19 protein-coding genes are annotated in these 24,093 nt (G+C 73.2%); 12 read left to right on the top strand and 7 right to left on the bottom strand.

Annotated features, from left to right (window positions below):
• On the top strand, nt 1–1,096 hold a 1,096-nt coding region (locus tag JHAT_RS14115; protein WP_253195491.1), incomplete at its 5' end, for an SUKH-4 family immunity protein.
• 208 nt (nt 1,097–1,304) lie between these two features.
• Nucleotides 1,305–2,189, top strand: coding sequence for a cellulose-binding protein (locus JHAT_RS14110; RefSeq protein ID WP_077798497.1), 885 nt, complete (start codon nt 1,305–1,307; stop codon nt 2,187–2,189).
• A 280-nt stretch (nt 2,190–2,469) separates the two neighbouring features.
• On the opposite strand, the gene JHAT_RS14105 is transcribed toward JHAT_RS14110, so the two are convergent.
• The 3 genes from JHAT_RS14105 to JHAT_RS14095 form a co-directional block, all read right to left on the bottom strand.
• Complete coding sequence (locus JHAT_RS14105; RefSeq protein ID WP_077798507.1) at nt 2,470–4,050, bottom strand: cation acetate symporter; 1,581 nt, start codon at nt 4,048–4,050, stop codon at nt 2,470–2,472.
• A 26-nt stretch (nt 4,051–4,076) separates the two neighbouring features.
• Nucleotides 4,077–4,526 carry a DUF485 domain-containing protein gene (locus JHAT_RS14100; RefSeq protein WP_077798496.1) on the bottom strand — a complete coding sequence of 150 codons (450 nt, stop codon included), beginning with the start codon at nt 4,524–4,526 and terminating at the stop codon, nt 4,077–4,079.
• Nucleotides 4,527–4,731: 205 nt separating this feature from the next.
• Nucleotides 4,732–6,228 (bottom strand): MFS transporter, encoded by a 1,497-nt coding sequence (locus tag JHAT_RS14095; RefSeq protein ID WP_077798495.1) that lies wholly within the window; start codon nt 6,226–6,228, stop codon nt 4,732–4,734.
• A gap of 334 nt (nt 6,229–6,562) precedes the next feature.
• Here JHAT_RS14095 and JHAT_RS14090 point away from each other — a divergent pair, with 334 nt between their 5' ends.
• Nucleotides 6,563–8,182 carry an IS200/IS605 family element transposase accessory protein TnpB gene (locus tag JHAT_RS14090; protein ID WP_077798494.1) on the top strand — a complete coding sequence of 540 codons (1,620 nt, stop codon included), beginning with the start codon at nt 6,563–6,565 and terminating at the stop codon, nt 8,180–8,182.
• 402 nt (nt 8,183–8,584) lie between these two features.
• On the opposite strand, the gene JHAT_RS14085 is transcribed toward JHAT_RS14090, so the two are convergent.
• Nucleotides 8,585–9,142 carry a phospholipase A2 gene (locus JHAT_RS14085; protein ID WP_077798493.1) on the bottom strand — a complete coding sequence of 186 codons (558 nt, stop codon included), beginning with the start codon at nt 9,140–9,142 and terminating at the stop codon, nt 8,585–8,587.
• Between the two features lie 335 nt (nt 9,143–9,477).
• Here JHAT_RS14085 and JHAT_RS14080 point away from each other — a divergent pair, with 335 nt between their 5' ends.
• On the top strand, nt 9,478–9,882 hold the full coding sequence (locus tag JHAT_RS14080; RefSeq protein ID WP_077798506.1) for a helix-turn-helix domain-containing protein: 405 nt from the start codon (nt 9,478–9,480) through the stop codon (nt 9,880–9,882).
• A gap of 246 nt (nt 9,883–10,128) precedes the next feature.
• On the top strand, nt 10,129–13,662 hold the full coding sequence (gene mfd / locus JHAT_RS14075; RefSeq protein ID WP_077798492.1) for a transcription-repair coupling factor: 3,534 nt from the start codon (nt 10,129–10,131) through the stop codon (nt 13,660–13,662).
• A 94-nt stretch (nt 13,663–13,756) separates the two neighbouring features.
• Here mfd and JHAT_RS14070 read toward each other — a convergent pair whose 3' ends face one another.
• The gene (locus tag JHAT_RS14070) at nt 13,757–13,954 is read right to left on the bottom strand and encodes an antitoxin (protein WP_077798491.1); all 198 of its coding nucleotides are present in this window, start codon (nt 13,952–13,954) and stop codon (nt 13,757–13,759) included.
• Between the two features lie 134 nt (nt 13,955–14,088).
• On the opposite strand from JHAT_RS14070, the gene JHAT_RS14065 reads away from it, so the two are divergent.
• Nucleotides 14,089–14,859, top strand: coding sequence for an HNH endonuclease family protein (locus JHAT_RS14065; protein WP_077798490.1), 771 nt, complete (start codon nt 14,089–14,091; stop codon nt 14,857–14,859).
• Nucleotides 14,860–14,875: 16 nt separating this feature from the next.
• Here the strand turns inward: JHAT_RS14065 and JHAT_RS14060 are convergent, their stop codons facing one another.
• Complete coding sequence (locus JHAT_RS14060) at nt 14,876–15,697, bottom strand: hypothetical protein (RefSeq protein WP_077798489.1); 822 nt, start codon at nt 15,695–15,697, stop codon at nt 14,876–14,878.
• Between the two features lie 102 nt (nt 15,698–15,799).
• Nucleotides 15,800–16,276, bottom strand: a complete 477-nt coding sequence (locus JHAT_RS14055) for a hypothetical protein (protein WP_077798488.1) — start codon at nt 16,274–16,276, stop codon at nt 15,800–15,802.
• Nucleotides 16,277–16,493: 217 nt separating this feature from the next.
• Between JHAT_RS14055 and JHAT_RS14050 the strand changes: the two genes are divergently transcribed.
• The 6 genes from JHAT_RS14050 (at nt 16,494) to JHAT_RS14025 (ending at nt 24,064) form a co-directional block, all read left to right on the top strand.
• A complete protein-coding gene (locus JHAT_RS14050) occupies nt 16,494–18,527 on the top strand; it encodes an N-6 DNA methylase (RefSeq protein ID WP_077798487.1) in 2,034 nt (677 codons plus the stop codon).
• Between the two features lie 124 nt (nt 18,528–18,651).
• A complete protein-coding gene (locus JHAT_RS34635) occupies nt 18,652–19,323 on the top strand; it encodes a hypothetical protein (RefSeq protein WP_077798486.1) in 672 nt (223 codons plus the stop codon).
• A 38-nt stretch (nt 19,324–19,361) separates the two neighbouring features.
• Nucleotides 19,362–20,852, top strand: a complete 1,491-nt coding sequence (gene pkaE, locus JHAT_RS14040; RefSeq protein ID WP_290439804.1) for a serine/threonine protein kinase PkaE — start codon at nt 19,362–19,364, stop codon at nt 20,850–20,852.
• Between the two features lie 182 nt (nt 20,853–21,034).
• Nucleotides 21,035–21,682: a SurA N-terminal domain-containing protein gene (locus tag JHAT_RS14035; protein WP_077798484.1), complete on the top strand. Its 648-nt coding sequence runs from the start codon at nt 21,035–21,037 to the stop codon at nt 21,680–21,682.
• A 70-nt stretch (nt 21,683–21,752) separates the two neighbouring features.
• Nucleotides 21,753–22,739 carry a nucleoside triphosphate pyrophosphohydrolase gene (locus tag JHAT_RS14030; RefSeq protein ID WP_077798483.1) on the top strand — a complete coding sequence of 329 codons (987 nt, stop codon included), beginning with the start codon at nt 21,753–21,755 and terminating at the stop codon, nt 22,737–22,739.
• On the top strand, nt 22,736–24,064 hold the full coding sequence (locus tag JHAT_RS14025) for a cytochrome P450 (RefSeq protein WP_077798482.1): 1,329 nt from the start codon (nt 22,736–22,738) through the stop codon (nt 24,062–24,064). Before JHAT_RS14030 ends, JHAT_RS14025 begins: the two co-directional genes overlap by 4 nt.
• Nucleotides 24,065–24,093 lie beyond the last annotated feature (29 nt).

Below are 24,093 nucleotides of genomic sequence, written 5' to 3'. Positions count from 1 at the left end.
TCCGGGTGCCCCGGGCGTGCCCGGGGGCGCGCAGCCCGTGCCGCCGGGTGCCGTGCCGCCGCCCGGTCAGCCGGTGCCGGGTCAGCCGCCGGCGTACGGCTACCCGCAGCCGCCCGCCGGTCAGCCGACCGTCGGCCCCGGTTACCAGGCCGTGCTGCGCTACCGTGCGCAGGACGGCTCCGAGCAGCAGCTGATCCGGCGTTCGGCGCCGGGTACGCCGCACCCGGAGTGGCAGATCTTCCACGAGCTGCGGGCCATGAACGTGCCGCCGGGCCAGGTGCTGGAGCTGCACACCGAGCTGGAGTCGTGTGAGCTGCCGGGTGCGTACTGCGCGCGGATGATCCGGGAGCAGTGGCCGCAGGCGCGGATCACGTCCATCGCGCCGTACGGCACCGATCACGCGAGCCGGCAGCAGGGGATGCAGCAACTGCTGGCGCACCAGGGTGAGTTGCACCAGGTGGCCGACGGGCCGGCGCGTCCGGCGCCGGTGCGGGCGCCGCTGCCGCCGGTGCAGCCGGCGCCGCCGATCCCGCCGGAGGCCGTCGGACAGGAGCTCGCGGCGGCGTTCGGGCCGGGTGTCTTCCGGTTCGAGCAGGCCGCGGTGTCCCGGCAGGGTGTGCCGCCGGTCGTGGCGCACACGCTGGTGGCGGCGGGCCTGCCGATGGACATGGGTCCGTTCTTCTGGGCGCAGGCCCAGCCGGGCCGGCCGGTGCCGACGCTGGCGGAACTGGCCGCCGAGCGGGGCGTGCAGCCGGCCTCGGACGCGGGGTCGTACCTCGTCGTGGGCAGCGACTTCGGCAAGGCCGTCTGCGTGCAGTACGGCACGGCGAACATCGTGGCGGTGCCGGTGGAGGCGGGGCCGGGCGGTGCGCCGGTGCCGCCGCAGTTCGTGAACACGGGGCTGCCCGAGTTCGCGCGCAGCCTGGCGCTGCTGGGCCGGATGTGGCGGCTCAGGTTCGGGCTGAACCAGGAGCAGGCCGGCCGCTGGACGGTGGACTTCCAGGCGCAGCTGGCCTCGATCGACCCGGCGGCGCTCGGGTCGGCGGAGAGCTGGTGGTCGGTGCTGCTGGAGCAGATGTGGGACGGGCTGCTGTGAGGCGGTGCCGCTGACGCGGTCCGACGGGCCGGTCCGGTCTCCCTCACGGGGGCCGGGCCGGCCCGTCGGCGTTTCCGGGCCGGTCCGCTCCTCGAGGGTTGCCGGATGTGCGCGGAGTGTCGCGTTATGCCGGTTTACGGCTGATCCGTAAAGATGTCCGGACATCACGGATGTCTGTCGGTGGATCGGGCGAAACAGGGGTTCCGGCATGAGCAGCGCATCGGCGTCGCCGCACGGTTTCGTGACCGTGCGGGGGCGCGGCTACCGTCCCGAACAGGTCGACGCGTGTGCCGACGCCCTCTCGCGGGAGCGTGACGCCGCCTGGGAGCGGGCCGCCCGGCTCACCGTGCTGGCCCGCGAGATGGGGGCGGAGCTGGACCGGTTGCGGGAGACGGTGGCCGGGCTCGCGCCCCAGGACTACGAGGCGCTCGGGGAGCGGGCGCGTCGCCTCTTCCGGCTCGGGCAGGAGGAGGCCGACGCCGTGCGGGAACGCGGACGGTGCGCGGCGCAGGAGCTGGTGGACCGGGCGCGGGCTCGGGGGGCCGAGGTCCGGGAGTCCGCGCGGGTCGAGGCCGACGCCGTGCGGGCCGAGGCCGACGAGTGGGCCCGGCAGCGGCTGCTCGCGGCGCGTGCGCGGGCCGACGAGGTGCGGATCGCGGCGCGGCGCGAGGTGCGGGCGGGGCGCGGCGAGGCGCTGGCCGTGGTGCGGGTGGTGCGGCGGCGCGCCACCTCGCTGCTCGCCGGACAGGCGGGCGAGCACGCCGCGCGGTGGGCGGAGGCCGAGCGGGAGGAAGCCGGCCGGGCGGCCGCCCTGGACGCCTGTCACGAGGAGCTGCTCACGCGCGCCGAGCGGGCGCTGGCCGAGGCGGAGCGGGCGCTGGCCGACGCGCAGGAGGCGGCCGGGCGCCGGCAGGAGCAGGCGCGGGCCCTGGCGGAGGAGATCGTCGCGGGGGCGCGGGCGCGGGCGGAGGGGATCGCCCGGGAGACGGAGCGGGTGCTGCGCGAGCACGGGGAGCGCTGGGACGAGGTGCAGGACCAGATCAGCGCGTTCCGCGGCCGCCTGGGCACGCTGTCGGGCCGCGGCGTGGAGTGACGCCGCGTCGGCCGGGCGTGGACTCCGCCGGCCGGGAGGGAGGCGCGCCCGGCCGGCCGCGCCCGCGTCCCTTCGCCGCACCGCGCCCCGCCGGTCGCGCCTCGCCGGGTCGGCTCCGCCCGGGTCCCGTCGTCGCGCCGGCGCCCTGCTGACCGTGGGAGCGCGCGTTCCCCGCCGGCCGCGCGTGCGGTCTCCTTCGGGCGTGCCTGCCCCACCGCCGCGCCCCCGTCGGCGTGACGGCGGGGCGGACCGGCACGTCCTGCGGGCGGACGCCGCCCCGTCACCCGCGCCTGCGTACCGCCCCCGCGAGGAGCTCCGCCTCCATGGCCTCGTACCGCCGGCGCTGCTCGTCCGTCTTCCCGCGGCCGGAGGCCACCGTGCCGAGCCAGCCGAAGGCGAAGCCGGCCGGGATGGAGACCAGGCCGGTGGTGGTGAACGGGAACCAGTTGAAGTCGGCGTCCGGGAAGGCCGCCACCGGGGTGCCGGAGACCAGGCTGGTGCCCGGCATCAGCACCAGGACCGTGACCGTTCCCCCGATCAGGGTCCACAGCAGGCCGGTGCGGGTGAAGCGGCGCCAGAAGAGGCTGTAGACCAGGGCGGGGCACAGGGCGGACGCGCCCAGGCAGAAGGACATGGTGGCCAGCGGTTGCAGGCTGCGGTGCTGCACCAGGGTGGCCAGCAGGATCGCAGGCACGCCCACCGCCAGGGCGGACAGCCGGGCCAGGGTCATCTCGCGGCGCGGCGTCAGCTCCCGCGGCCGGGTGGCGAACACGTCGTGGGCCAGGGAGTTGGCGCAGGCGAGGATCATGCCGGCGACGGAGGCGAGCAGGGTGAGGAACAGGGCGGTGCTGACGGTGGTGAAGAGCAGGGTCTCCACCATGGTCACGCCGGTGCCGAACGCGGCCCGCGAGCCCAGCAGGTAGGCGGTGTTGCCGGCCGCGTCGAGGTGCGCGATCGTCTCGCGGCCGACCAGCGCCGTGGCGCCGAGGCCGACGACGGTGACGACCAGTACGAACAGGGCCACCAACGACACCGCCCAGGACATCGACCGCCGCACCTGGCGGGCGCTGGAGGCGGTGTACATGCGCATCGTGACGTGCGGCAGGCAGGCGCCGCCGAGGACCACGGCCAGCTGGGAGGAGACCATGTCGAGGCCGGGGTGGGGGCCGGCGGCGTACTCCAGGCCGGGGTGCAGGAAGGCGGGGCCCGCGCCGCTGCCCCGGGCGGCGGCGTCGAACAAGGCGCCCGGGTTCCAGTCGAAGCGGCTCAGGAGGAGGACGGTGACCACCGCGCCCGACCCGAGCAGCATCACGATCTTCAGGATCTGGATGAGGGCGGTGCCCTTCATCCCGCCGATCGCCGCGTAACTGATCATCAGTGCGCCCACGCCGACGATGCAGCCCGTCTGCACCGACTCGCTGGTGAACCCCAGCAGGAACGACAGCAGTTGTCCGGTTCCGGCCAGCTGCACCAGCATCATCGGCAGCAGCGCGGCGATGGTCACCACGCAGGCCGCGACGCGGACGCTGCGTGCCGGGGTGCGGCGGGACAGCACGTCGCCCATGGTGAACCGGCCCGCGTTGCGCAGCGGTTCAGCCATCAGGAACATGAGCAGCAGCAGGGACAGCGCGGTGCTCAGGGCGAGCACGACACCGTCGTAGCCGAACAGGGCGATCACGCCGCCCGTGCCGAGGACGGTCGCCGCGGAGATGTAGTCGCCCGCGATGGCCAGGCCGTTGCGCATCGGCGACAGGGAGCCGTAGCCGGTGTAGAACTCGTCCAGGTCGTCCCGGTCCGGGCCGGTCATCACGCACAGCAGCAGCGTGACCGTGGCGATGGCGGTGAAGGCGACCAGGGCCATCGCCTGCGCGTTGTCGTCGAAGCCGGTCACCGCGCCGCCCCCCGTCCGGCGTCCGCTCCGCTGTCGTGGCGGATGCGGTCGGCGAGCGGGTCGACGGTGCGGCGCGCGGTGCGCTCGTACAGGATGATCGCCAGCCAGGTGACGGGCAGTTGGAGCAGGGCGAGCAGCAGACACAGCGGCAGTCCGTCGGTGACGTCGCCGGTCAGGGACGACGGGGCGAACGCCGACAGGCCGAGGAACAGCAGGAAGTAGCCGAGCGCGGCGAAGGTGGCCGTGCGCCGCTGCCGGCGGTACGCGCCGCGCAGGACGCGCAGGTCGCTGTGGTGCCCGAGCGGCTGCCGGGGCCGGACGGCGTACGGCGGGGTGGTGCCGTAGGAGGGGGAGGGCCCGTAGGCCGGGGACGGCTCGTAGGGCGGAGAGGGTTCGTACGACGGTGGCGCGCCGTGCCGTGGTGGTGGGTAGGGGCCGAAGGACATCCCGGTGCTCCTTGCGCGGCTGGGGTCCGCGGGCGGACCGCAGGGAGGTGGGGGGTGGAGGGCCACGCACGTTACTCGCCGGTTTCCGGCCACGGGGCCTTTTCGGCGAACCGAGTGGTCGGTACGCCGGGGAAGCCGTGACCTCGGGTGCGTGGCCCACCGTCGCGCCGCTCCCGCAGGGCACCGGCACAACCGCCCCGCGCGATCAGTCCTTCAGCACCGGGAACTTCCGCGGCGCGACCACCAGCAGCACCACGAACGCCAGGGCCGCCGCCCCCGCCGCGCCCAGGTAGACCGCGTGGACGGCCTCGGCGATCGCGCGCCGTACGGGTGCGGCGGGGGCGCCCGTGTCCAGCGCCCGGGTCACCGAGTCGAGGTCGCTCGTCCCGCCGAGCCGCGCGGCCAGCACGCCGTTGGCGACCGCGCCGAAGAGGGCCGCGCCGACGGTCTGCCCGGTCTGGCGGCAGAAGAGGACGGACGCGGTCGCCGTGCCGCGCTCCGACCAGCCCACCGTCGACTGGACACCGACGATGAGCGGCAGCTGGAACAGACCGAGCGCGGCACCGAGCAGCAGCATCAGCAGCATCGGCTGCCAGGTCCGGCCGGGGTAGGGCAGGAAGGGGAAGGCGAACAGGATCAAGGACGCGGCACCGATGCCCAGCATCGCCGTGTTGCGGAAGCCGATCCTGCGGTACACGTGCTGGCTCAGCGCCGCCGACACGGGCCAGGTCACCGTCCACACGGACAGCACGAAACCGGCGGCCACGGGGGCCAGGCCCAGCACCGACTGGGCGTAGGTGGGCAGGAACACGGTCGGGGCGACCATCAGCAGGCCCAGCGCGCCGAGCGCGAGGTTCACCGCGGCGATCGTGCGGCGGCGCCACACCCAGCCGGGGATGATCGGCTCCGCCGCCCGGCGCTCGATCACCACCACGGCCGCCAGCAGCACCAGCCCCGTCCCGAACAGGCCGAGGGAGGGCGTCGACAGCCACGGCCAGGCCACGCCGCCCTGCACCAGACCGGTGAGCAGGACGCCGCCGCAGGCGAACACGGCCAGCGCACCCGCCCAGTCGACCCGGGGCCGCCCCGCGATCGACTCCCGCTGCCGCTCGTGCAGGTGGCGCACGATCAGCCACAGGGCGAGGGCGCCGACAGGCAGGTTGACGAGGAAGATCCAGCGCCAGTCGGCGTAGGCGGCCAGCACACCGCCCAGGCCGGGGCCCGCGATCGCCGACACCGCCCACACGGTGGACAGCCGGGCCTGGATCCTGGGCCGCTCCTTCAGCGGGTACAGGTCGGCGGCGAGGGTCTGCACCGTGCCCTGCAGGGCGCCGCCGCCCAGGCCCTGCACGATCCGGAAGGCGATCAGGGCCGCCATGTTCCACGCGAGCGCGCACAGCAGCGAACCGAGCAGGAAGACGGTCGCGCCCGCGACCAGCACCGGTTTGCGGCCGAAGGTGTCGGAGAGCTTGCCGTAGACGGGGAGGGTGACGGTGACGGCCAGCAGGTAGCCGGAGAAGAGCCACGAGAAGAGGGAGAAGCCGCCGAGGTCGCCGACGATCTGCGGGACGGCGGTGGAGACGATGGTCGAGTCGAGGGCCGACAGCGCCATCGCGAGCATCAACGCGGCGACGACGGCACCGCGCCGCTCCGTGCCGCCGCCGGATGCGGCCTCGCGTACCGCGGGTCTGGTGCTGTCCACCCCGGGTCTCCCCCTCGCGCTCACCGGGGACCCCTGACGTGTGCCCCGTGCATCCATCCGCCGGGTTTAGCTTGCCACTTGACCCTCGCGCGGCGGCAGGGCGGAGGTCCGGTGCGCCCGAGGGCGGAGAGCCATCCCCAGGAGAACTCCACCGACGGGTGGGCAGCCCCCACTGAGGCCTTCACGAGTTCGCTGGAGGGCATGGCCGGAGTGTGTGCTGTCCTGCCCGAGGAGGGGAATGGGAATTCGTCTGTCGAATGCATAACCCTTGCAAGGTGGTGTTCGTTGGGTGGAGTGGGTGCAGCTTCGAGGCTGAACCGATGGGGGCGGGGTAGTGCGGGAGTTTGCGGCGCCGTTCGTCACACCGGGCCCGTCGGGGGTGGCGGTGCGTACCCGGCTCAAGCAACTGACGCCCGCCGATGAGGAGGTCCTGCGGTGGGTGGGCGCGCATCTGGGCACGCTCGCCGGCCGTGATCTGAAGGCGCGCTGCCGTGACGGACTGGGCCACGACGCGGCAGCGTGGGCGGTGCGCAAGCGGGAGCTGACGCCCCAATCGTCGGCTCGGTGGGCGGGTGCGGTCACCAAGGCCACGCACGATCAGTGGGCGCTGGCTCGCCGTGGTGCCCACGCCCACCTCCAGTCGTTGGAGGCGGGGGTGCGGATACTGCGCCACCGGCTGTCCCTGCCGGTCGGGCAGAAGGGCAGCAAGCGGGCTCCGGGCGGGTATCGCAGCCGTCGGGAGTGGCATGCCAAGTCCCGACGCCTGCACGTCCTGGAGGACCGGCTGGAACAGGCGCGTGCCGCTTGGGTGTCCGGGACCGTGCACGTCGTGCGGGGTGGCAGGCACCTGGCCCAGCTGCGGCACCAGTTGCCCGCCGCCAGGCTCACCGAATCCCACTGGCGCGCACGCTGGGAAGCACAACGGTGGTTCCTGCAGGCGGACGGAGAGGGCGGGAAACGGTTCGGGAACGAGACCATCCGCATCACACCCGACGGCGAGGTGTCCATCCGGCTGCCCGCCCCGCTCAAGGACCTGGCCAATGCCTCGCACAGCCGGTACGTCCTCACCGGTCGCATCCACTTCGCGCACCGGGGACAGGAGTGGGCCGACCGGGTGGCGATGAACCGGGCCGTCGCCTACCGCATCCATCACGATCCGGTCCGTGGCCGCTGGTATGTGACCGCGTCCTGGCAGAAACCCGTCACCCCCACCATCCCCCTGGCCGCCGCACTGGCGGAGGGGGTGATCGGGGTCGACATGAACGCCGACCACCTCGCCGCCTGGCGTCTCGACGTCCACGGCAACCCCGTCGGCCACCCGCGCCGCTTCTCCTACGACCTCACCGGCACCACCGGGCACCGCGACGCCCAGGTCCGCCACGCCCTGACCCGGCTCCTGCACTGGGCCCGGTCCTGCGGGGTCAGGGCCATCGCGGTCGAGGACCTGGACTTCACCGCCGAAAAGACCCGCGAGAAACACGGCGGAAGGAAACGGTTCCGGCAGCTGGTCTCCGGCATGCCCACCGGCCGGCTCCGCGCCCGCCTGACCTCCATGGCCGACCAGACCGGCATCACCGTCGTCGCCGTCGACCCCGCCTACACCAGCAAGTGGGGCGCCCAGCACTGGCAGAAGCCCCTCACCAGCAAGAATCGCAGGACGACCCGACACGATGCGGCGAGCATCGCGATCGGGCGACGCGCCCAGGGCCGTCCGGTCCGGCGTCGGACGGCACCGCCCCGCACCCACCAGAGCGATGGATGCGGGCATCGGACCGTCCAGGCCCCACCGGATGCCCCCGGGCGTGAGGGACCCCGCCCCCGTATCCCCGGACCACGGACCCGATCCGTGCCGCCGGACACGGAGCGAACGCGGGCGACCAGGACACCCAACACCGTTCGGGATGTCCGCAGCGATCAGGAATGGGTCCAGGACCCACTCCTGATCACTGATTAGGAACGGTACCTCCGTACTACGGCCCCGGGTCGTACCGATGGAGGTCGAGACGGCTCTGCCCGGTCCTTGACCTTGAGCTTTCGAGGTCTAGATGGCAATCGGCTCTGTCTCACCTTCGGCGGTGCGGTACGTGAACGCCAGGCTCCTGTTCCTGGCGGCCCTGGACCGGTGTGATCACTAACGTCCTACAACAACTCGCGGCCCCTGCCGAACCCCGGCTGACCAGCAGCGTCCCGCCCCTGCGAGCAGCACCACCCGAACCGGAGCCGTGGAACCCCAGCGTCCGCTCGACGCGGCAGTCGGGCCATCAGCCCGCCCACCTGCAGAAAACTCCGACCCGAACGAGCCGAAAGGGTTCGTCAGCAAGCTGGCGGTCGCTTATGCAAGGTCGAGGCTGGACGGTCAGCCGAGCGCGCGGACGGCCGAGTAGTACTTCTTCGCCGTCTTGTAGCAAGCCGCCTTCAGCTTCTTTCGCTGGCCGGGCGTGTAGGGGTCTGCCCAGATGAACATCCCGCAAACCCGGTTCATGTCGCCGAGGAATGCCTTGTCGATGCGCAGCTTGTGATCCCGCTTGAACGCGGTCTTGCCGACGAGGCTCTTGTAGTTCCGGTACCCGAAGTCGTGGCGGTAGCAGGGGAAGGAGAAGTCGTACCCGCCGGGTATCTTGTTCGGGGACTTGGAGCAGTAGTCGGTCTTCCAGGTGAATTTGTACTTCGTGATCGCGGCCTTCTTCTGCCGGTACTGGCCGAGTGCCGTGAACCAGCGGTTCTGGGATGCCTCCGAGTTGTCGGTGAGGGACTTCAGCTTCGTCAGCTTCGCTCCCTTCGTCACGGCGGTGGCGGCCTGGGCGGCGTTTGTTCCGGCCGGAGCGGCGGAGTCCGCGAGCGCCGGCGTCGCTCCGGTGGCGAGCAGAAGGCCGGAAAGGGCGACAGCGGGGATTGCTTTGCGTAACTGGGTCATGCGCGACACCTTTCGGTTCGAGGTGGCGGCAACAGTTGCACAGGAGCCGACGGTCGAACAAGTGGATGAAGTGGTAACGGGCTGCACCCTTCTTCGGAATATCCCGTTCCACCTCTCTGAACAGCGTCAATGTGGCTGCGTCGAGCTTCATGTCGATCGTGTTATATGCCTGTCCTGCGATATCGGAAGGCGCTTTCCGTCGGCTGGCGGGCGGTATTGGGAAGCTCAGTTTTTGCTCAAATTGTGTCGTTTCGGCGGGTCGGCCGGTTACCGTCCCGGGCGTGGCACGGTTGAGTAATTGATGTTTTGAATTAAACAACCGGGGGGTGGCGGTGATGCGTCGATCGAGGGGAACGGGGCAGGGGATCGCGGGGCCTGGGCGTGCGGCGGGCGAAGGCGTCGCGAGAACGTGGGAGGCGTCGGTGGGCAAAGCCGTGCGCAGCCGGCGGGAAGCAGCAGGGATGACGCAGGTGGGCCTTGCCGCCCTGTCCGGGCTGACGCAGGCCGCGATCTCCCGGCTCGAACACGGCAGGTGCGCGCCCACATTTCCTTTACTGGAACGCATAGCTCAGGCGTTCGGTGCCGAACTGTTCGTGACCGTCGCACCGGGGCGGGGGGTGTTCGTCGCTTTCCGTGGGACCGGTGACACCGCCGTGCGAGTCGGTCCCGCCCTCCCGACCGTCCCGTCGCGGAGCGGGCCGCAGCGGCAGCATCCGGGTTTCCGTCCGCCCTCCGGCTGACGATGCGGGCGGACGGTCCGGCCACGCGTCGAGAGCCGGGGCCCTCCGGTCGGGGAGCGACGCGAGGGAGCCGGGACACCGCCTGGCCGGCGGTGCGCCGGCGAGCCATGGCGGGAGCCCTCGGCGGCGCGGCACCGGGCGGTGTCCAGTCGTACCCTGGACACCCCCGGCCCTCACACCGCCGGGTTACTCGTGTTGTACAACCCGGACGCCCAGGACCACACCCCAGGACGGAAAGCGCCCCGAATGAGCCTGCACGGTCTGCTCGACGCCGTCGTCAAGGACGCCGCCCTCGCGGAAGCGATCACCGCGGCCGCCGACGGCAACCGCATGCACGTCGACCTGGTCGGCCCTCCCGCGGCCCGCCCCTTCACGGTCGCCGCGCTGGCCCGCGAGACGAGCCGCCCCGTCCTGGCGGTGACGGCGACCGGACGCGAGGCGGAGGACCTGGCCGCCGCCCTGCGCTCGCTGCTGCCGCCCGAGGGCGTCGTCGAGTACCCGTCCTGGGAGACCCTGCCGCACGAGCGGCTCAGCCCGCGCAGCGACACCGTCGGCCGCCGCCTGGCCGTTCTGCGCCGCCTGACCCACCCCCGGCCCGACGACCCGGAGACCGGTCCGGTCTCGGTCGTCGTCGCACCCGTGCGTTCCGTGCTCCAGCCCCAGGTCAAGGGCCTGGGCGACCTGGAGCCGGTGTCCCTGCGCACCGGGCAGAACGCCGACCTGAACGAGATCGTCGAGGCCCTGGCCGCCGCCGCGTACGCCCGCGTGGAGCTGGTCGAGAAGCGCGGCGAGTTCGCCGTGCGCGGCGGCATCCTGGACGTGTTCCCGCCCACCGAGGAACACCCCCTGCGCGTCGAGTTCTGGGGCGACGACGTCGAGGAGATCCGCTACTTCAAGGTCGCCGACCAGCGCTCCCTGGAGGTCGCCGAGCACGGTCTGTGGGCCCCGCCCTGCCGCGAGCTGCTGCTGACGCCCGAGGTCCGCGAGCGGGCCGCCGCCCTCGCCGAGGAGCACCCCGAGCTCGGCGAACTGCTCGGCAAGATCGCCGAGGGTATCGCCGTGGAGGGCATGGAGTCCCTGGCGCCCGTCCTGGTGGACGACATGGAGCTGCTGCTCGACGTCCTGCCCAAGGGCGCCATGGCCGTCGTCTGCGACCCCGAGCGGGTGCGGACCCGCGCCGCCGACCTGGTGGCGACCAGCCAGGAGTTCCTCCAGGCGTCCTGGGCCGCCACCGCGGGCGGAGGCGAGGCGCCGATCGATGTCGACGCGGCCTCCCTGTGGTCCCTCGCGGACGTCCGGGACCGGGCCCGCGAGCTGGACATGATGTGGTGGTCGGTGTCGCCGTTCGCCGCCGACGACGCCCTCGAGGACGCCGACACCCTCAAGCTCGGCATGCACGCCCCCGAGGCCTACCGCGGCGACACCGCCAGGGCGCTGGCCGACACCAAGGGCTGGCTGTCCGACGGCTGGCGCGCCGTCTACCTCACCGAGGGCCACGGCCCGGCCGCCCGCACCGTCGAGGTCCTCGGCGGCGAGGGCATCGCCGCCCGCCTCGACAACGACCTGGACGAACTGTCCCCCTCGGTCGTGCACGTCTCCTGCGGCTCGATCGACCACGGCTTCGTCGACCCGGCGCTCAAGCTCGCCGTGCTCACCGAGACCGACCTGACCGGTCAGAAGGCCGCCGGCCGCGAGGGCGCCCGGATGCCGGCCCGGCGCCGCAAGACCATCGACCCGCTCACCCTGGAGGCGGGCGACCACATCGTCCACGAGCAGCACGGCGTGGGCCGCTACATCGAGATGGTCCAGCGCACCGTGCAGGGCGCCACCCGCGAGTACCTGGTCGTGGAGTACGCCCCCGCCAAGCGCGGCCAGCCCGGCGACCGGCTCTACATCCCCACCGACCAGCTGGAGCAGATCACCAAGTACGTCGGCGGCGAGGCCCCCACCCTGCACCGCCTCGGCGGCGCCGACTGGACCAAGACCAAGGCGCGCGCCAAGAAGGCCGTCAAGGAGATCGCCGCCGACCTGATCAAGCTCTACAGCGCCCGCATGGCGGCCCCCGGGCACGCGTTCGGCGCGGACACCCCCTGGCAGCGCGAGCTGGAGGACGCCTTCCCCTACGCGGAGACCCCCGACCAGCTCACCACCATCGCCGAGGTCAAGGACGACATGGAGAAGACGGTCCCCATGGACCGCCTGATCTGCGGCGACGTCGGCTACGGCAAGACCGAGATCGCGGTCCGCGCCGCCTTCAAGGCCGTCCAGGACGGCAAGCAGGTCGCCGTCCTGGTGCCGACGACCCTGCTGGTGCAGCAGCACTTCGGGACGTTCAGCGAGCGCTACGCCCAGTTCCCGGTCAACGTGAAGGCGCTGTCCCGCTTCCAGACCGACACCGAGGCCAAGGCCGTCCTGGAGGGACTGCGCGAGGGCTCGGTGGACGTCGTCATCGGCACCCACCGCCTGTTCTCCTCCGAGACGAAGTTCAAGGACCTGGGCCTGGTCATCGTCGACGAGGAGCAGCGCTTCGGCGTCGAGCACAAGGAGCAGCTGAAGAAGCTCCGCGCCAACGTCGACGTGCTGACCATGTCCGCGACCCCCATCCCGCGCACCCTGGAGATGGCGGTCACCGGCATCCGCGAGATGTCCACGATCACCACCCCGCCCGAGGAGCGCCACCCGGTCCTGACCTTCGTCGGCCCCTACGAGGAGAAGCAGATCGGCGCCGCGATCCGGCGCGAGCTGCTGCGCGAGGGCCAGGTCTTCTACATCCACAACCGCGTCGAGTCCATCGACCGCGCGGCGGCCAAGCTGCGCGAGATCGTCCCCGAGGCGCGCATCGCCACCGCCCACGGCCAGATGTCGGAACAGGCCCTCGAGAAGGTCGTCGTCGACTTCTGGGAGAAGAAGTTCGACGTGCTGGTCTCCACGACCATCGTCGAGTCCGGCATCGACATCTCCAACGCCAACACCCTCATCGTGGAGCGCGGCGACAACTTCGGCCTCAGCCAGCTCCACCAGCTGCGCGGCCGGGTCGGCCGCGGCCGCGAGCGCGGCTACGCCTACTTCCTCTACCCGCCGGAGAAGCCGCTGACGGAGACCGCGCACGAGCGGCTCGCGACCATCGCCCAGCACACCGAGATGGGTGCGGGCATGTACGTGGCGATGAAGGACCTGGAGATCCGCGGCGCGGGCAACCTGCTCGGCGGCGAGCAGTCCGGCCACATCGCGGGTGTCGGCTTCGACCTGTACGTACGGATGGTCGGCGAGGCCGTCGCCGACTACCGGGCCTCCCTGGAGGGCGGTGTGGAGGAGGAGCCGCCGCTCGAGGTCAAGATTGAGCTGCCAGTCGACGCGCACGTCCCGCACGACTACGCCCCCGGCGAGCGGCTGCGGCTCCAGGCGTACCGGTCCATCGCCTCCGCCAACAGCGAGGAGGACATCAAGGCCGTACGGGAGGAACTCGTCGACCGCTACGGCAAGGTGCCGGAGCCGGTGGAGAACCTGCTGCTGGTCGCGGGGCTGCGCATGCTCGCGCGGGCCTGCGGCGTCGGCGAGATCGTGCTCCAGGGCAACAACGTCCGCTTCGCGCCGGTGGAGCTGCGCGAGTCGCAGGAGCTGCGCCTCAAGCGGCTGTACCCGGGCACGGTCCTCAAGGCCACCGCCCGCCAGGCGCTGGTGCCGCGCCCGAAGACCGCGAAGGTGGGCGGCAGGCCGCTCGTCGGCCGGGAGCTGCTGGCGTGGGTGGGCGAGTTCCTGACCTCGGTCCTGGGGTCGTAGCCGCGCCCTCGGTGCCGTGGCGGAACGGCGGGAGGCCGTCCACGGGAACGTTCCCGTGGACGGCCTCCCGCCGTGTTCGATGGGGAGGGGAGCTCTACCGCTCCGGCCGGTCACCGCCCCGCTCGCGCCCGAAGCCGAGCTGGTCCTCGGCCCTCTGCTGCGCGGCGTCGACCTGCTTCTCGTACTTGCCGCCGGTCCTCTGATTGACCTGGCGTTCGGCGGCGTCGGACATCTTCCGGGAACGGTCCTTGTCCTTGCCGGCCATGCTCTTCATCTTGTCGAGGAAGCCCATGCGGCGCTCCTTCCGAGACGTGACTCACCTCCGACCGTACGGCAGATATGCCCCGCATGCCCAGTAAGGCCCTCTATGGTCTGAACCTCTGTTGTCGCTACGGTGGTGGGCGAACGGCGAGGAGAGGGGCGCGCATGAGGCCACGCAGCAGGATCCGTACCGCAGGAGCCGTGGTCGCGGCGCTGACCCTGGCCCTGGTCACGGGGTGCGAGAACCTCGGGAACGACGGGACCTCGTCGTCGGACAGCGACACCGGGGCACCGGCCGCGGGGCATGCCGTCAGCCCGCTGCGCAACCCCGACGGCACGAAACCGGGCCTCGCCCCGGTCACGGACGACGCCGACCGGGCCACGGCCCGCAAGCTCATCGAGAGCCTGAGGACCAAGGGACGCGGCCCCAAGACCGGCTACGACCGGGACGAGTTCGGCTACGCGTGGATGGACACCGCCGACGGGGTGCCGCTGGCGAGGAACGGCTGCGACACCCGCAACGACGTGCTGCGGCGCGACGGCGAGGACGTGCGCTTCCGGTCCGGCTCGAACTGCGTGGTCATCGCCCTGACGCTGCACGACCCGTACACCGGCACGACGATCGAGTGGCGCAAGCAGGAGGCGAGCGAGGTCCAGATCGACCACGTCGTGCCGCTGTCGTACAGCTGGCAGCTGGGCTCCTCGCGCTGGCCGGAGAGCAAGCGCCGGCAACTCGCGAACGACCCGCTCAACCTCATCCCCGTCCAGGGCCGCGCCAACTCCGCCAAGAGCGACTCCGGGCCCGCCACCTGGCTCCCCCCGAGCAAGGGCGTCCGGTGCGCGTACGCCGTCCGGTTCGCCCAGGTCGCCGACAAGTACGAGCTGGCGGTGACCGCACCGGACCGGGAGGCGATGCTGCGCCAGTGCGGCGGCTGAGCCGGGCCGCGCGGCCTCAGCCGCCGAGCGCGTCCAGGTCCAGGACGGTCCCGGTGGGCGCCTTCGCGGCCACCGGCTCGTCGTACGCGCTGAAGGTCATCGTGCCGGGGTCCTTCTCGGACGCGCTGTCGAAGCGCAGCAGGTACGGCTTGCCCTCGGTGGCGACGTACAGCGTGTTGCGGTCCGCGCCGTCCTTCTCGTGCAGGACGATCGCGGGCTTGCCGTCGACGGTGGTGGTCTTGCCGCGGGTCACGTCCGTGCTCCTGGAGTCCTCGGCATCCGCCAGCAGCGTGTCCAGGTCGCAGAAGGCCGTCAGGTCCTCGGCGTCCTGACCGGTCGCGGACATCTTGGTCCACCGTCCGGCCAGCAGCGCCACGGCCGCGTCGGTGTCGGCCTTCGGCTCGCCCTCGCTCTGCGCCCGCAGGAAGGGCTCGTCGTACTTCATGTAGAGCGTGTCGCCGGCCTTGATCAGCTCGGCCTCGCCCTGTCCGTCCAGGCTCATCGTGCCGGCGCACCGGCCCTGCCGGTCCAGGGCCATGTCGATCCGTATGGTGCCGCCGCTCTCGTCGTCGGGGACGTCGCCCTTCAGGCGCAGCGAACGCGCCCCGGTGGTGGCCGCCACGGCCCGGTCGGAGATCTCGTTGCCGGTCAGCCCGGCGAACGGCTCGGCGGAGGCGGAGGGCGTCGCGGAGACCGAGGCCGAGGCCGAGGAGCCCGCCTTCTTGGCGGCGGCCGCGTCGTCACCTCCTTCGCCGGACTGGCAGCCGGTCAGGCCGGCGGTGGCCGCGGCGGCGAGGAGGGCGGCGGTGAGTGCGGTGCCGCGGGTGTGACGGCGCATGGTGGGTTCCCCCGGGGGTGCGAAAGGGTGTGGGACGGGAAGCGGCGGACGGGGAGCGGGCGAGCACCGCGGTGTCACACCGCCGCGGTGTCGCGGTGTCGGTCAGAACTCGCCGTTGCCGAGGATCTCGCCCTCGGCGTCGTAGACGGTGACCAGGCCGTTCTCGCTGTCCTTCCAGTCGGCGAACGCCGAGGCGATCAGCTTGGCGGGCCCTGTGCCCTCGCCCATGATGCCGCCGGTGAAGTCGGTGTAGACGTCGGCGGTGTCGAGGATGTCGTTCTGCTCGTCGGCGCCCTGGACCTTGGTGATGTGGGCGACGGCCTCCTTCTCCGTAGGCGTCCCGTTCTTGTTCACGAACGCCTTGAACTGATCGGCCTGGGAGCCCTTCTCGGCCGCCTTGTCCTCGGCGGGCTTCGCGTCGGACGAGCCGCCCTGGCCGCCACCGGACTTCTCGCCGGCGCTGACGGACGCCTTGTCGCTCTTGCCCCCGTCGCCCCCGTCGCCGGAGTTCGCCGACACCGCGCCGATGACGACGATACCCACCACGGCGCCCAGCACGACCTTGCTCTTCATACCCATGACGCAGTCCTCTCCCTGGAACAGGACGCACCAACGCCCTGCCTGTGAACCGTCCCCCCTCGGGCCGGTCCGTGTCGCAGGTCAATAAGATCAGAGCTTGTGAATCGAGTCAACCAGGTTCACAGTGAAGTAGCGGTACACGATGTGAACCCCTGGGTCGGCGGTTCCATCGGTATGATCGGCACCACGCATCAGCCAGGGAGGGCGGTCGGAAACAGTGCAGGACGACAGCACAGAGGTGACCGCCGCGGGGATCGCGCGGCTCGCCGGCGTCGGCAGGGCCGCCGTGAGCAACTGGCGCCGCCGGCACGCCGACTTCCCCAAGCCCGTCGGCGGCACCGAGACCAGCCCCTCCTTCGCCCTCGCCGAGGTCGAGGAGTGGCTGCGCGCCCAGGGCAAACTCGCCGAGGTCCCCCTGCGCGAACGCGTCTGGCAGCAACTCGCCGGCCACCCCGAAGGACCGGTCACCGCCCTCACCCACGCCGGCTGCGTCCTGCTGCTCATCCACGACCGCCCCACCGACTGGCTGGACATGAGCGCCGGCTCCGACGAGCGCCTCGCCGCCCTGCTGCCCGCCGCCCTCGACCAGGTGCTCGCCCGGCGCTTCGGCACCGACCCGGGCCGCACCGTCGCCACCCCCGTCAGCCCCCGGCTGCTGCCCTCCGTCCCCCTCCTGCGCGGCGCCGCCGAACTCGCCGCGGGCCAAGGCGCCCGCCAGACCTACGAGTTCCTGCTCGGCCGCCACCTCGACGCCAACCCGCGCCAGTACACGCTCACCCCCGCGCCCCTCGCCGAGCTGATGGCCGGACTCACCGGCCCCGCCCGCACGGTGCTCGACCCCGCCTGCGGCACCGGCGCCCTGCTGCGCGCCGTCGACCCCCGCCCCGAGCAGCGGCTGTACGGACAGGACAGCGCCACCGAACTCGCCGCCCTCACCGGCCTGCGGCTCGCCCTGAGCACGACGGCCGCCGTGCGCATCGCCGCGGGCGACACCCTGCGCGCGGACGCCTTCCCCGAACTGCGCGCCGACGCCGTCCTGTGCCACCCGCCGTTCAACGAGCGCAACTGGGGACACGACGAACTCGCCTACGACACCCGCTGGGAGTACGGCTTCCCGGCCCGCACCGAGTCCGAGCTGGCCTGGGTGCAGCACGCGCTGGCCCGCCTGACGGACGGCGGCACGGCCGTCCTCCTCATGCCGCCCGCCGCCGCATCCCGCCGCTCCGGCCGCCGCATCCGCGCCGACCTGCTGCGCCGGGGCGCGCTGCGCGCCGTCGTCGCCCTGCCGGTCGGCGCGGCGCCCCCGTACAACATCCCGCTCCACCTGTGGGTGCTGCGCCGGCCCGAGAAGGCGCCCGTGCAGCCGGAGGTGCTGCTCGCCGACACGGGGCAGTTCGCCGGCGAGGGGCGCGGCGGACCGGACTGGCGGGCCGTGCGGGAGGCCGTGCTCGACGCGTGGCGGGACTTCGAGCGCACCGGACACCTCGACGAACGCCCGGGCCTGGCCCGCTCCCTGCCCGTCATCGAACTCCTCGACGACGACGTCGACCTCGCCCCGGCCCGCCACCTGCCGCCGCCCACGGCCGCCGACGGCGCCGAACAGCTCACGGACGTGCGCGAACGCCTCGGCGAGACCCTGCGCCTGGCCGCCGACCTCACCCCGCCGCCCGCCGGCACCGCACCGGACGCGCCCCGCTGGCCCCTCACCACCGTCGGCGAACTCGCCCGCGGCGGCGCCCTGAGGATGCGCACCGGCACGAACGGCGGCCACGCGCGCGTACCCGTCCTCACCGACCTCGACGTCCTCGCCGGCACCGCCCCCTCCGGCACCCTCCCGGAGGGCGACGAGGAACCCGTGCTCACCGAACCCGGGGACGTCGTGCTGCCGGTCCTCGGCGGCGACTCCGTCGCCCGCGTGATCGACGACGCCACCGCGGGCGCCGCCCTGGGACGCCACCTCGTCCTGCTGCGCCCCGACCCGGCCGCGCTGGACCCCTGGTTCCTCGCCGGGTTCCTGCGCGGCACCGCCAACAACCGCCAGGCCAGCAGCTACGCCTCCACCGCCACCCGCCTCGACGTGCGCCGCCTGCAGCTCCCCCGGCTCCCGCTGGACGCCCAGCACCGCTACGGCGCCCGCTTCCGCGCCCTCGACGAGTTCGAGCGGGCGCTCAGGCACGCGGGCCGCCTCGGCGAGCAGCTCGTGCGCGGCATGTACGACGGCCTGACGGACGGCACGGTCGCCCCCGACTGACGCCGCGGACGCGGGAAGTGACCAGCACGACAACGGTTCGGTACAACCCTGGGCCGGTTGTCCGTGTCGGCCTATACGCTCGATGCCGACACGTCGGTCCACGCCCCAGGTACCAGGAGCAGCCATGCACGGCCACGGCTACCAGCAGCCGGTGAAGCAGCCACCCCCGACGGGCTGGCTGGTCTTCCTGCGCGTGCTGTTCGTGGTCGTCTCGGTCCTCAGCATCGGCCTGCTGGCCTGGACGATGCTGCTGCGGCTGGCCATCGTCACGCGCAAGGGGCTGGACTGGGGCCTGTTCGTGGCCGCGCTGGCCGCGGACGCGCTCGCCCTCGTCCTGATCGGCACCGAGCCCGGCGACGAGGTCCACACCGTGGGCGGCTGGACGGGCATGGCCCTGCTGTTCGGCACGCTCGTGGCGGCCATGGCGTACTACCTGGCGGCCGACGTCCGCCACTTCCACCAGCTCCGCTACGGGGCCGGCTACGCGCCGGCCCCGGCCCCGGGGTACGGGTACCCGCAGCCCCCGGCGGCGCCGTACACCGCCACCACCGTCCCGCAGACGGCCCGTCAGCCGACCGCGCCCCACCCCCTGCACACCCCGCCCCCGATGCCGCCGGCACCGGTACCGACGCCGCCGCCGGTCCAGGCCCCCACGCCCGCACCCGCCCCGGTCCCGCCGCCGCACACCCCCGCCCCCGCCCGCATCGACCAGGTCCGCGCCGAACTCGACGAGCTCAGCGACTACCTCCGCAGGCACGACGGCAACGGCGACGGCACCCGCGAGGGCGCGAGGTGACCGTGGCGGCAGGACGGGTCGTCGCCGGCCGCTACGAGCTGTCCACGCTCATCGGGCAGGGCGGCATGGGCCAGGTCTGGACGGCGTACGACCAGCGGCTCGACCGGCGCGTCGCGGTGAAGCTGCTGCGCCCCGACAAGGTGGCCGGCCAGGAGGCCGACGAACTGCGCCGCCGTTTCGTGCGCGAGTGCCGGGTCACCGCACAGGTCGACCACCCCGGCCTCGTCACCGTGCACGACGCGGGCAGCGAGGGCGAGGAGCTGTTCCTCGTCATGCAGTACGTCGACGGCGCCGACCTCTCCGACCACCTCGCCGAGCACGACCCCTACCCGTGGCAGTGGGCGGTCGCGGTCGCCGCCCAGCTGTGCGCCGTCCTCAGCGCCGTGCACGCCGTGCCGATCGTCCACCGCGACCTCAAGCCGCGCAACGTGATGGTCAAGCAGGACGGCACCGTCACCGTCCTCGACCTCGGCGTCGCCTCCGTCATGGACGCCGACACCACCCGCCTCACCCACACCGGCACCCCCATAGGCTCGCCCGCCTACATGGCCCCCGAGCAGGCGATGGGCGGCGCGGTCGGCCCCTACACCGACCTGTACGCCCTCGGCGTCCTCCTGCACGAACTGCTCAGCGGCGACGTCCCCTTCGTCGGCTCCACCGCCCTCGGCGTGCTCCACCGGCACCTGTACGAACCGCCGCTGCCCGTGCGCCGCATCCGTCCCGAGGTCCCCGAGGCGCTCGAAGCGCTCGTCCTGCGCCTGCTCGCCAAGGACCCGCAGCACCGCCCCGCCTCCGCGCAGGAGGTGTACGAACACCTCGCGCTGCTGCTGCCCGCGCGCGGCATGCCCACCGGCGGCCCCCTCGACCCCACCCGCCCCTTCGTGCGCCCGCACGCCCCCTGGCCCGACCGCGCCCGCACCCCCGCGCCCCAGCCCGCCCCCGCGCCCCCCGCCGCCGAGGCCGGGAAACCGGACGTCGCCCGCGCCGTCGACGACGTCAAGCGCCTGCTCGGCGAGGGCCGCATCACCCAGGCCGTCGACATCCTCGGCGCGATCCTGCCCGCCGCCGCCGAACAGCACGGCGAGCGCTCCCCGGTCGTGCGCACCCTGCGCAAGCAGTACGCCGCCACCCTCATGGACGACGGCCAGTACCGCCGCGCCCTGCCCGAACTGCGCCGCCTCGCCGACGAACGCGCCGCCGAGGCGGGCCAGGCCGACCCGCAGTCCCTGCGCCACCGCTACGACGCCGCCCAGTGCCTGGAACAGCTCGGCGAACCGGCCGCCGCCCTCGCCGAGTACCGCGCCCTGCTGCCGTACTACGAGAACCAGTACGTCGCCGGGGACCCCGACCTCGCCCACGACGTCCGCCGCCGCATCGGCCACCTCCTGCTCGCCCTCGGCGACCGCGCCGCCGCCCACGAGACCCTGGCCCGGCTCCTGCACGACCTGGAGCGCACCCACGGTCCCGGACACCCCCTCGCGGCCGAGGTCCGACGCACCCTCGAGTGGCTCGGGCAGGTACGCGGCTAGGGACACCGCCGCCGTGCGGCCGGTGACCGCCGCCGGTCCGCCCCGAGGGAGCGGCGGCGCGGCGGTGCCCGAAGTCCCCGTGAATCGTTGGTCGAATGGGTTGGCCAAAGCCTGGTCACTGCCTACCATCGATCACCGCAAGACTTTGTGCACCGTCGCACAATCTCCACCGGGAGGTTCACTTGCACCGCCGCCGTCGCACCGCGCTCCTCCTCACCGCCGCGATCGCCGCCGCGGCGCCCCTGCTCACCGCCTGCGGGAACGACGCGCACCCCGGTGCGGCCGCCGTCGTCGGCGACCAGCGGATCACCGTCGCCCAGCTGGAGACACGGGTCGACGAGGTACGCGAGGCACAGCGGGCCGCCGTCCCGGACGACACCCAGTACCAGCAGGTCGTCGCCCGCACCGGCACCCTCACCCGCGACACCCTGCACGGCATGGTCCTCGACCGGGTGCTGCAGCGCGCCGCCCGGGACGCGGGCGTGACCGTCACCCGCAAGGAGGTCCAGCAGATGCGCACCGGCCTGGAGCAGCAGGCCGGCGGCGCGAAGGCGCTGGAGACCGCCTGGCTGCAGCAGTACGGCGTCGCCCCCGAGCGCCTCGACGAGAACCTCCGCATCCAGCTGGAGGCCCAGAAGCTCGCCGAGCACCTCGGCACCGACACCAGCCGCCCCGAGTTCTGGCAGGCCCTGTCCCGGGCGTCCCAGCAGCTCGACGTCGACCTCAACCCCCGCTACGGCACCTGGGACGTCCAGAAGAGCAGCCGCGTCGACGCCAGGACGCCGTGGGTGCGTGAGGTCACGGCGGCCGGGGCCCCGCAGACGGCGTGACGGTCCCGCGGGGGCCGGCCCCCGCGGACGGCCCCGCGGCCCGGCCGACGGCGTGCGTTACGTTCGGACGGTGAACGCAACCACCGCCGACCCCGCTCCCGGCACCGCCCCCGACCCGGGCCGCATCGTCCTGCTCACCACCAGCCACCGCGTCGCCCCCGGCCTGCTGTCCTGGCCCGCCTGGCAGGCGCTGCGCACGGCCGACCGCGTGCTGTGCGCCGACGCCGCGCACCCGCAGCTGCCCTACCTGCGTGAGGCGGGCGTACGGGTCGACGAGGCGGCCCCGGCCGCCGGGGAACTGGTCGCCGCCTGCGCCGGGGGCCGCACGGTGGTCGTCGTCGCGACCGGTGAGGGCGAGCCGGCCCTCACCGACGGGCTGGCCCGCCTCGCCGGCTCCGGCCGCGTCCCCATGCCCGAACTGGAGCTGCTCCCCGCCTCCTACGACCTGCCCGGCGCCCGCCTCCTGGACCTCGTCCAGGTCATGGACCGCATCCGCGCCGAATGCCCCTGGTCCTCGCGGCGCACCCACGAGGGCCTGGCCAAGTACGCCATCGAGGAGGCCTACGAACTCGTCGAGGCCATCGAGGACGGCGACCGCGACGAACTGCGCGAGGAACTCGGCGACGTCCTGCTCCAGGTCGTCTTCCACGCCCGCATCGCCGAGGAGGACACCGAGGCGCCGTTCTCGATCGACGACGTCGCGGCCGGCATCGTCGCCAAGCTCGTCCACCGCCACCCGCACGTCTTCGGCGAGGAGACGGCGACCACGCCGGAGGAGGTCAGGGAGCACTGGCTGCGCACCAAGGCGGTGGAGAAGCAGCGCACCTCGGTCACCGAGGGCGTCCCCCTCGGCCAGCCCGGCCTGGCCCTCGCCGCCAAGCTGGCCTCCCGGGTGCGCACGGCGGGCCTGGACGTGCCGCTCCCCGAGGGCGAGGGCATCGGCTACGAACTCCTGGCCCTGGCGGCCCGCGCCGAGTCCGAGGGCACGGACCCGGAGGCGGCCCTGCGGGCGGCGGCCCGGGCCTACCGGGACGCGATCAGGGAGGTCGAGGCGTGACCGGCGACCCGGCCGCACCCGGCGGCCCGGCCACTCCCCGCGACCCGGCCCCCGAGCTGTTCACCTGGGAGTTCGCGAGCAACCCCTACCCCGCCTACGCCTGGCTGCGCGAACACGCCCCCGTGCACCGCACGACGCTGCCCAGCGGCGTGGAGGCCTGGCTGGTCACCCGGTACGCCGACGCCCGGCAGGCACTCGCCGACCAGCGGCTGTCCAAGAACCCGGAGCACCACGACGAGCCCGCGCACGCCAAGGGCAAGACCGGCATCCCGGGCGAGCGCAAGGCCGAGCTGATGACGCATCTGCTCAACATCGACCCGCCGGACCACACCCGGCTGCGCCGGCTGGTCAGCAAGGCGTTCACGCCACGACGCGTCGCCGAGTTCGCGCCACGGGTGCAGGAGCTCACCGACGACCTGATCGACCGGTTCGCCGCCACCGGCTCCGCCGACCTCATCCACGAGTTCGCGTTCCCGCTCCCCATCTACGCCATCTGCGACCTGCTCGGCGTCCCCCGCGAGGACCAGGACGACTTCCGGGACTGGGCGGGCATGATGATCCGTCACGGCGGCGGCCCCCGGGGCGGCGTCGCGCGGTCGGTGAAGAAGATGCGGGGCTACCTCGCCGACCTCATCCACCGCAAGCGCGCCGCGCTGCCGGCCGAGCCGGACCCCGGCGAGGACCTCGTCTCCGGCCTCATCCGCGCCTCCGACCACGGCGAGCACCTCACCGAGAACGAGGTCGCGGCGATGGCGTTCATCCTGTTGTTCGCGGGGTTCGAGACCACGGTCAACCTCATCGGCAACGGCACGTACGCCCTGCTCACCCACCCCGGGCAGCGGGCCCGCCTCCAGGCGTCCCTCGCCGCCGGCGAACGCGCTCTGCTGGAGACCGGCGTGGAGGAACTGCTGCGCTACGACGGCCCGGTGGAGCTCGCCACCTGGCGCTTCGCCACCCAGGCGCTCACCATCGGCGGGCAGGACATCGCCCCCGGGGACCCCGTCCTCGTCGTCCTGGCCGCCGCCGACCGGGACCCGGAGCGCTTCACGGACCCGGACACCCTGGACCTCTCCCGCCGGGACAGCCAGCACCTGGGCTACGGCCACGGCATCCACTACTGCCTCGGCGCCCCGCTCGCCCGGCTGGAGGGGCAGACCGCGCTCGCCACGCTCCTCACCCGCCTGCCGGACCTGGCCCTCGCCGCGGACCCGGCCGAACTGCGCTGGCGCGGCGGGCTCATCATGCGGGGGCTGCGCACCCTCCCGGTGTCGTTCGCGCCGGTGCCCCCGCCGCCCGGGAACGATCCGTCACCAACGCAAACGTGACACGCGCTCACCTCTGTGATCTTCATGTG

The organism is Streptomyces sp. JHA26 (genome assembly GCF_002005565.1).
In the GTDB taxonomy this organism is placed as follows: domain Bacteria; phylum Actinomycetota; class Actinomycetes; order Streptomycetales; family Streptomycetaceae; genus Streptomyces.
Note: the sequence above shows the minus strand (reverse complement) of the source record. Positions and strands in the feature narration are given on the sequence as shown.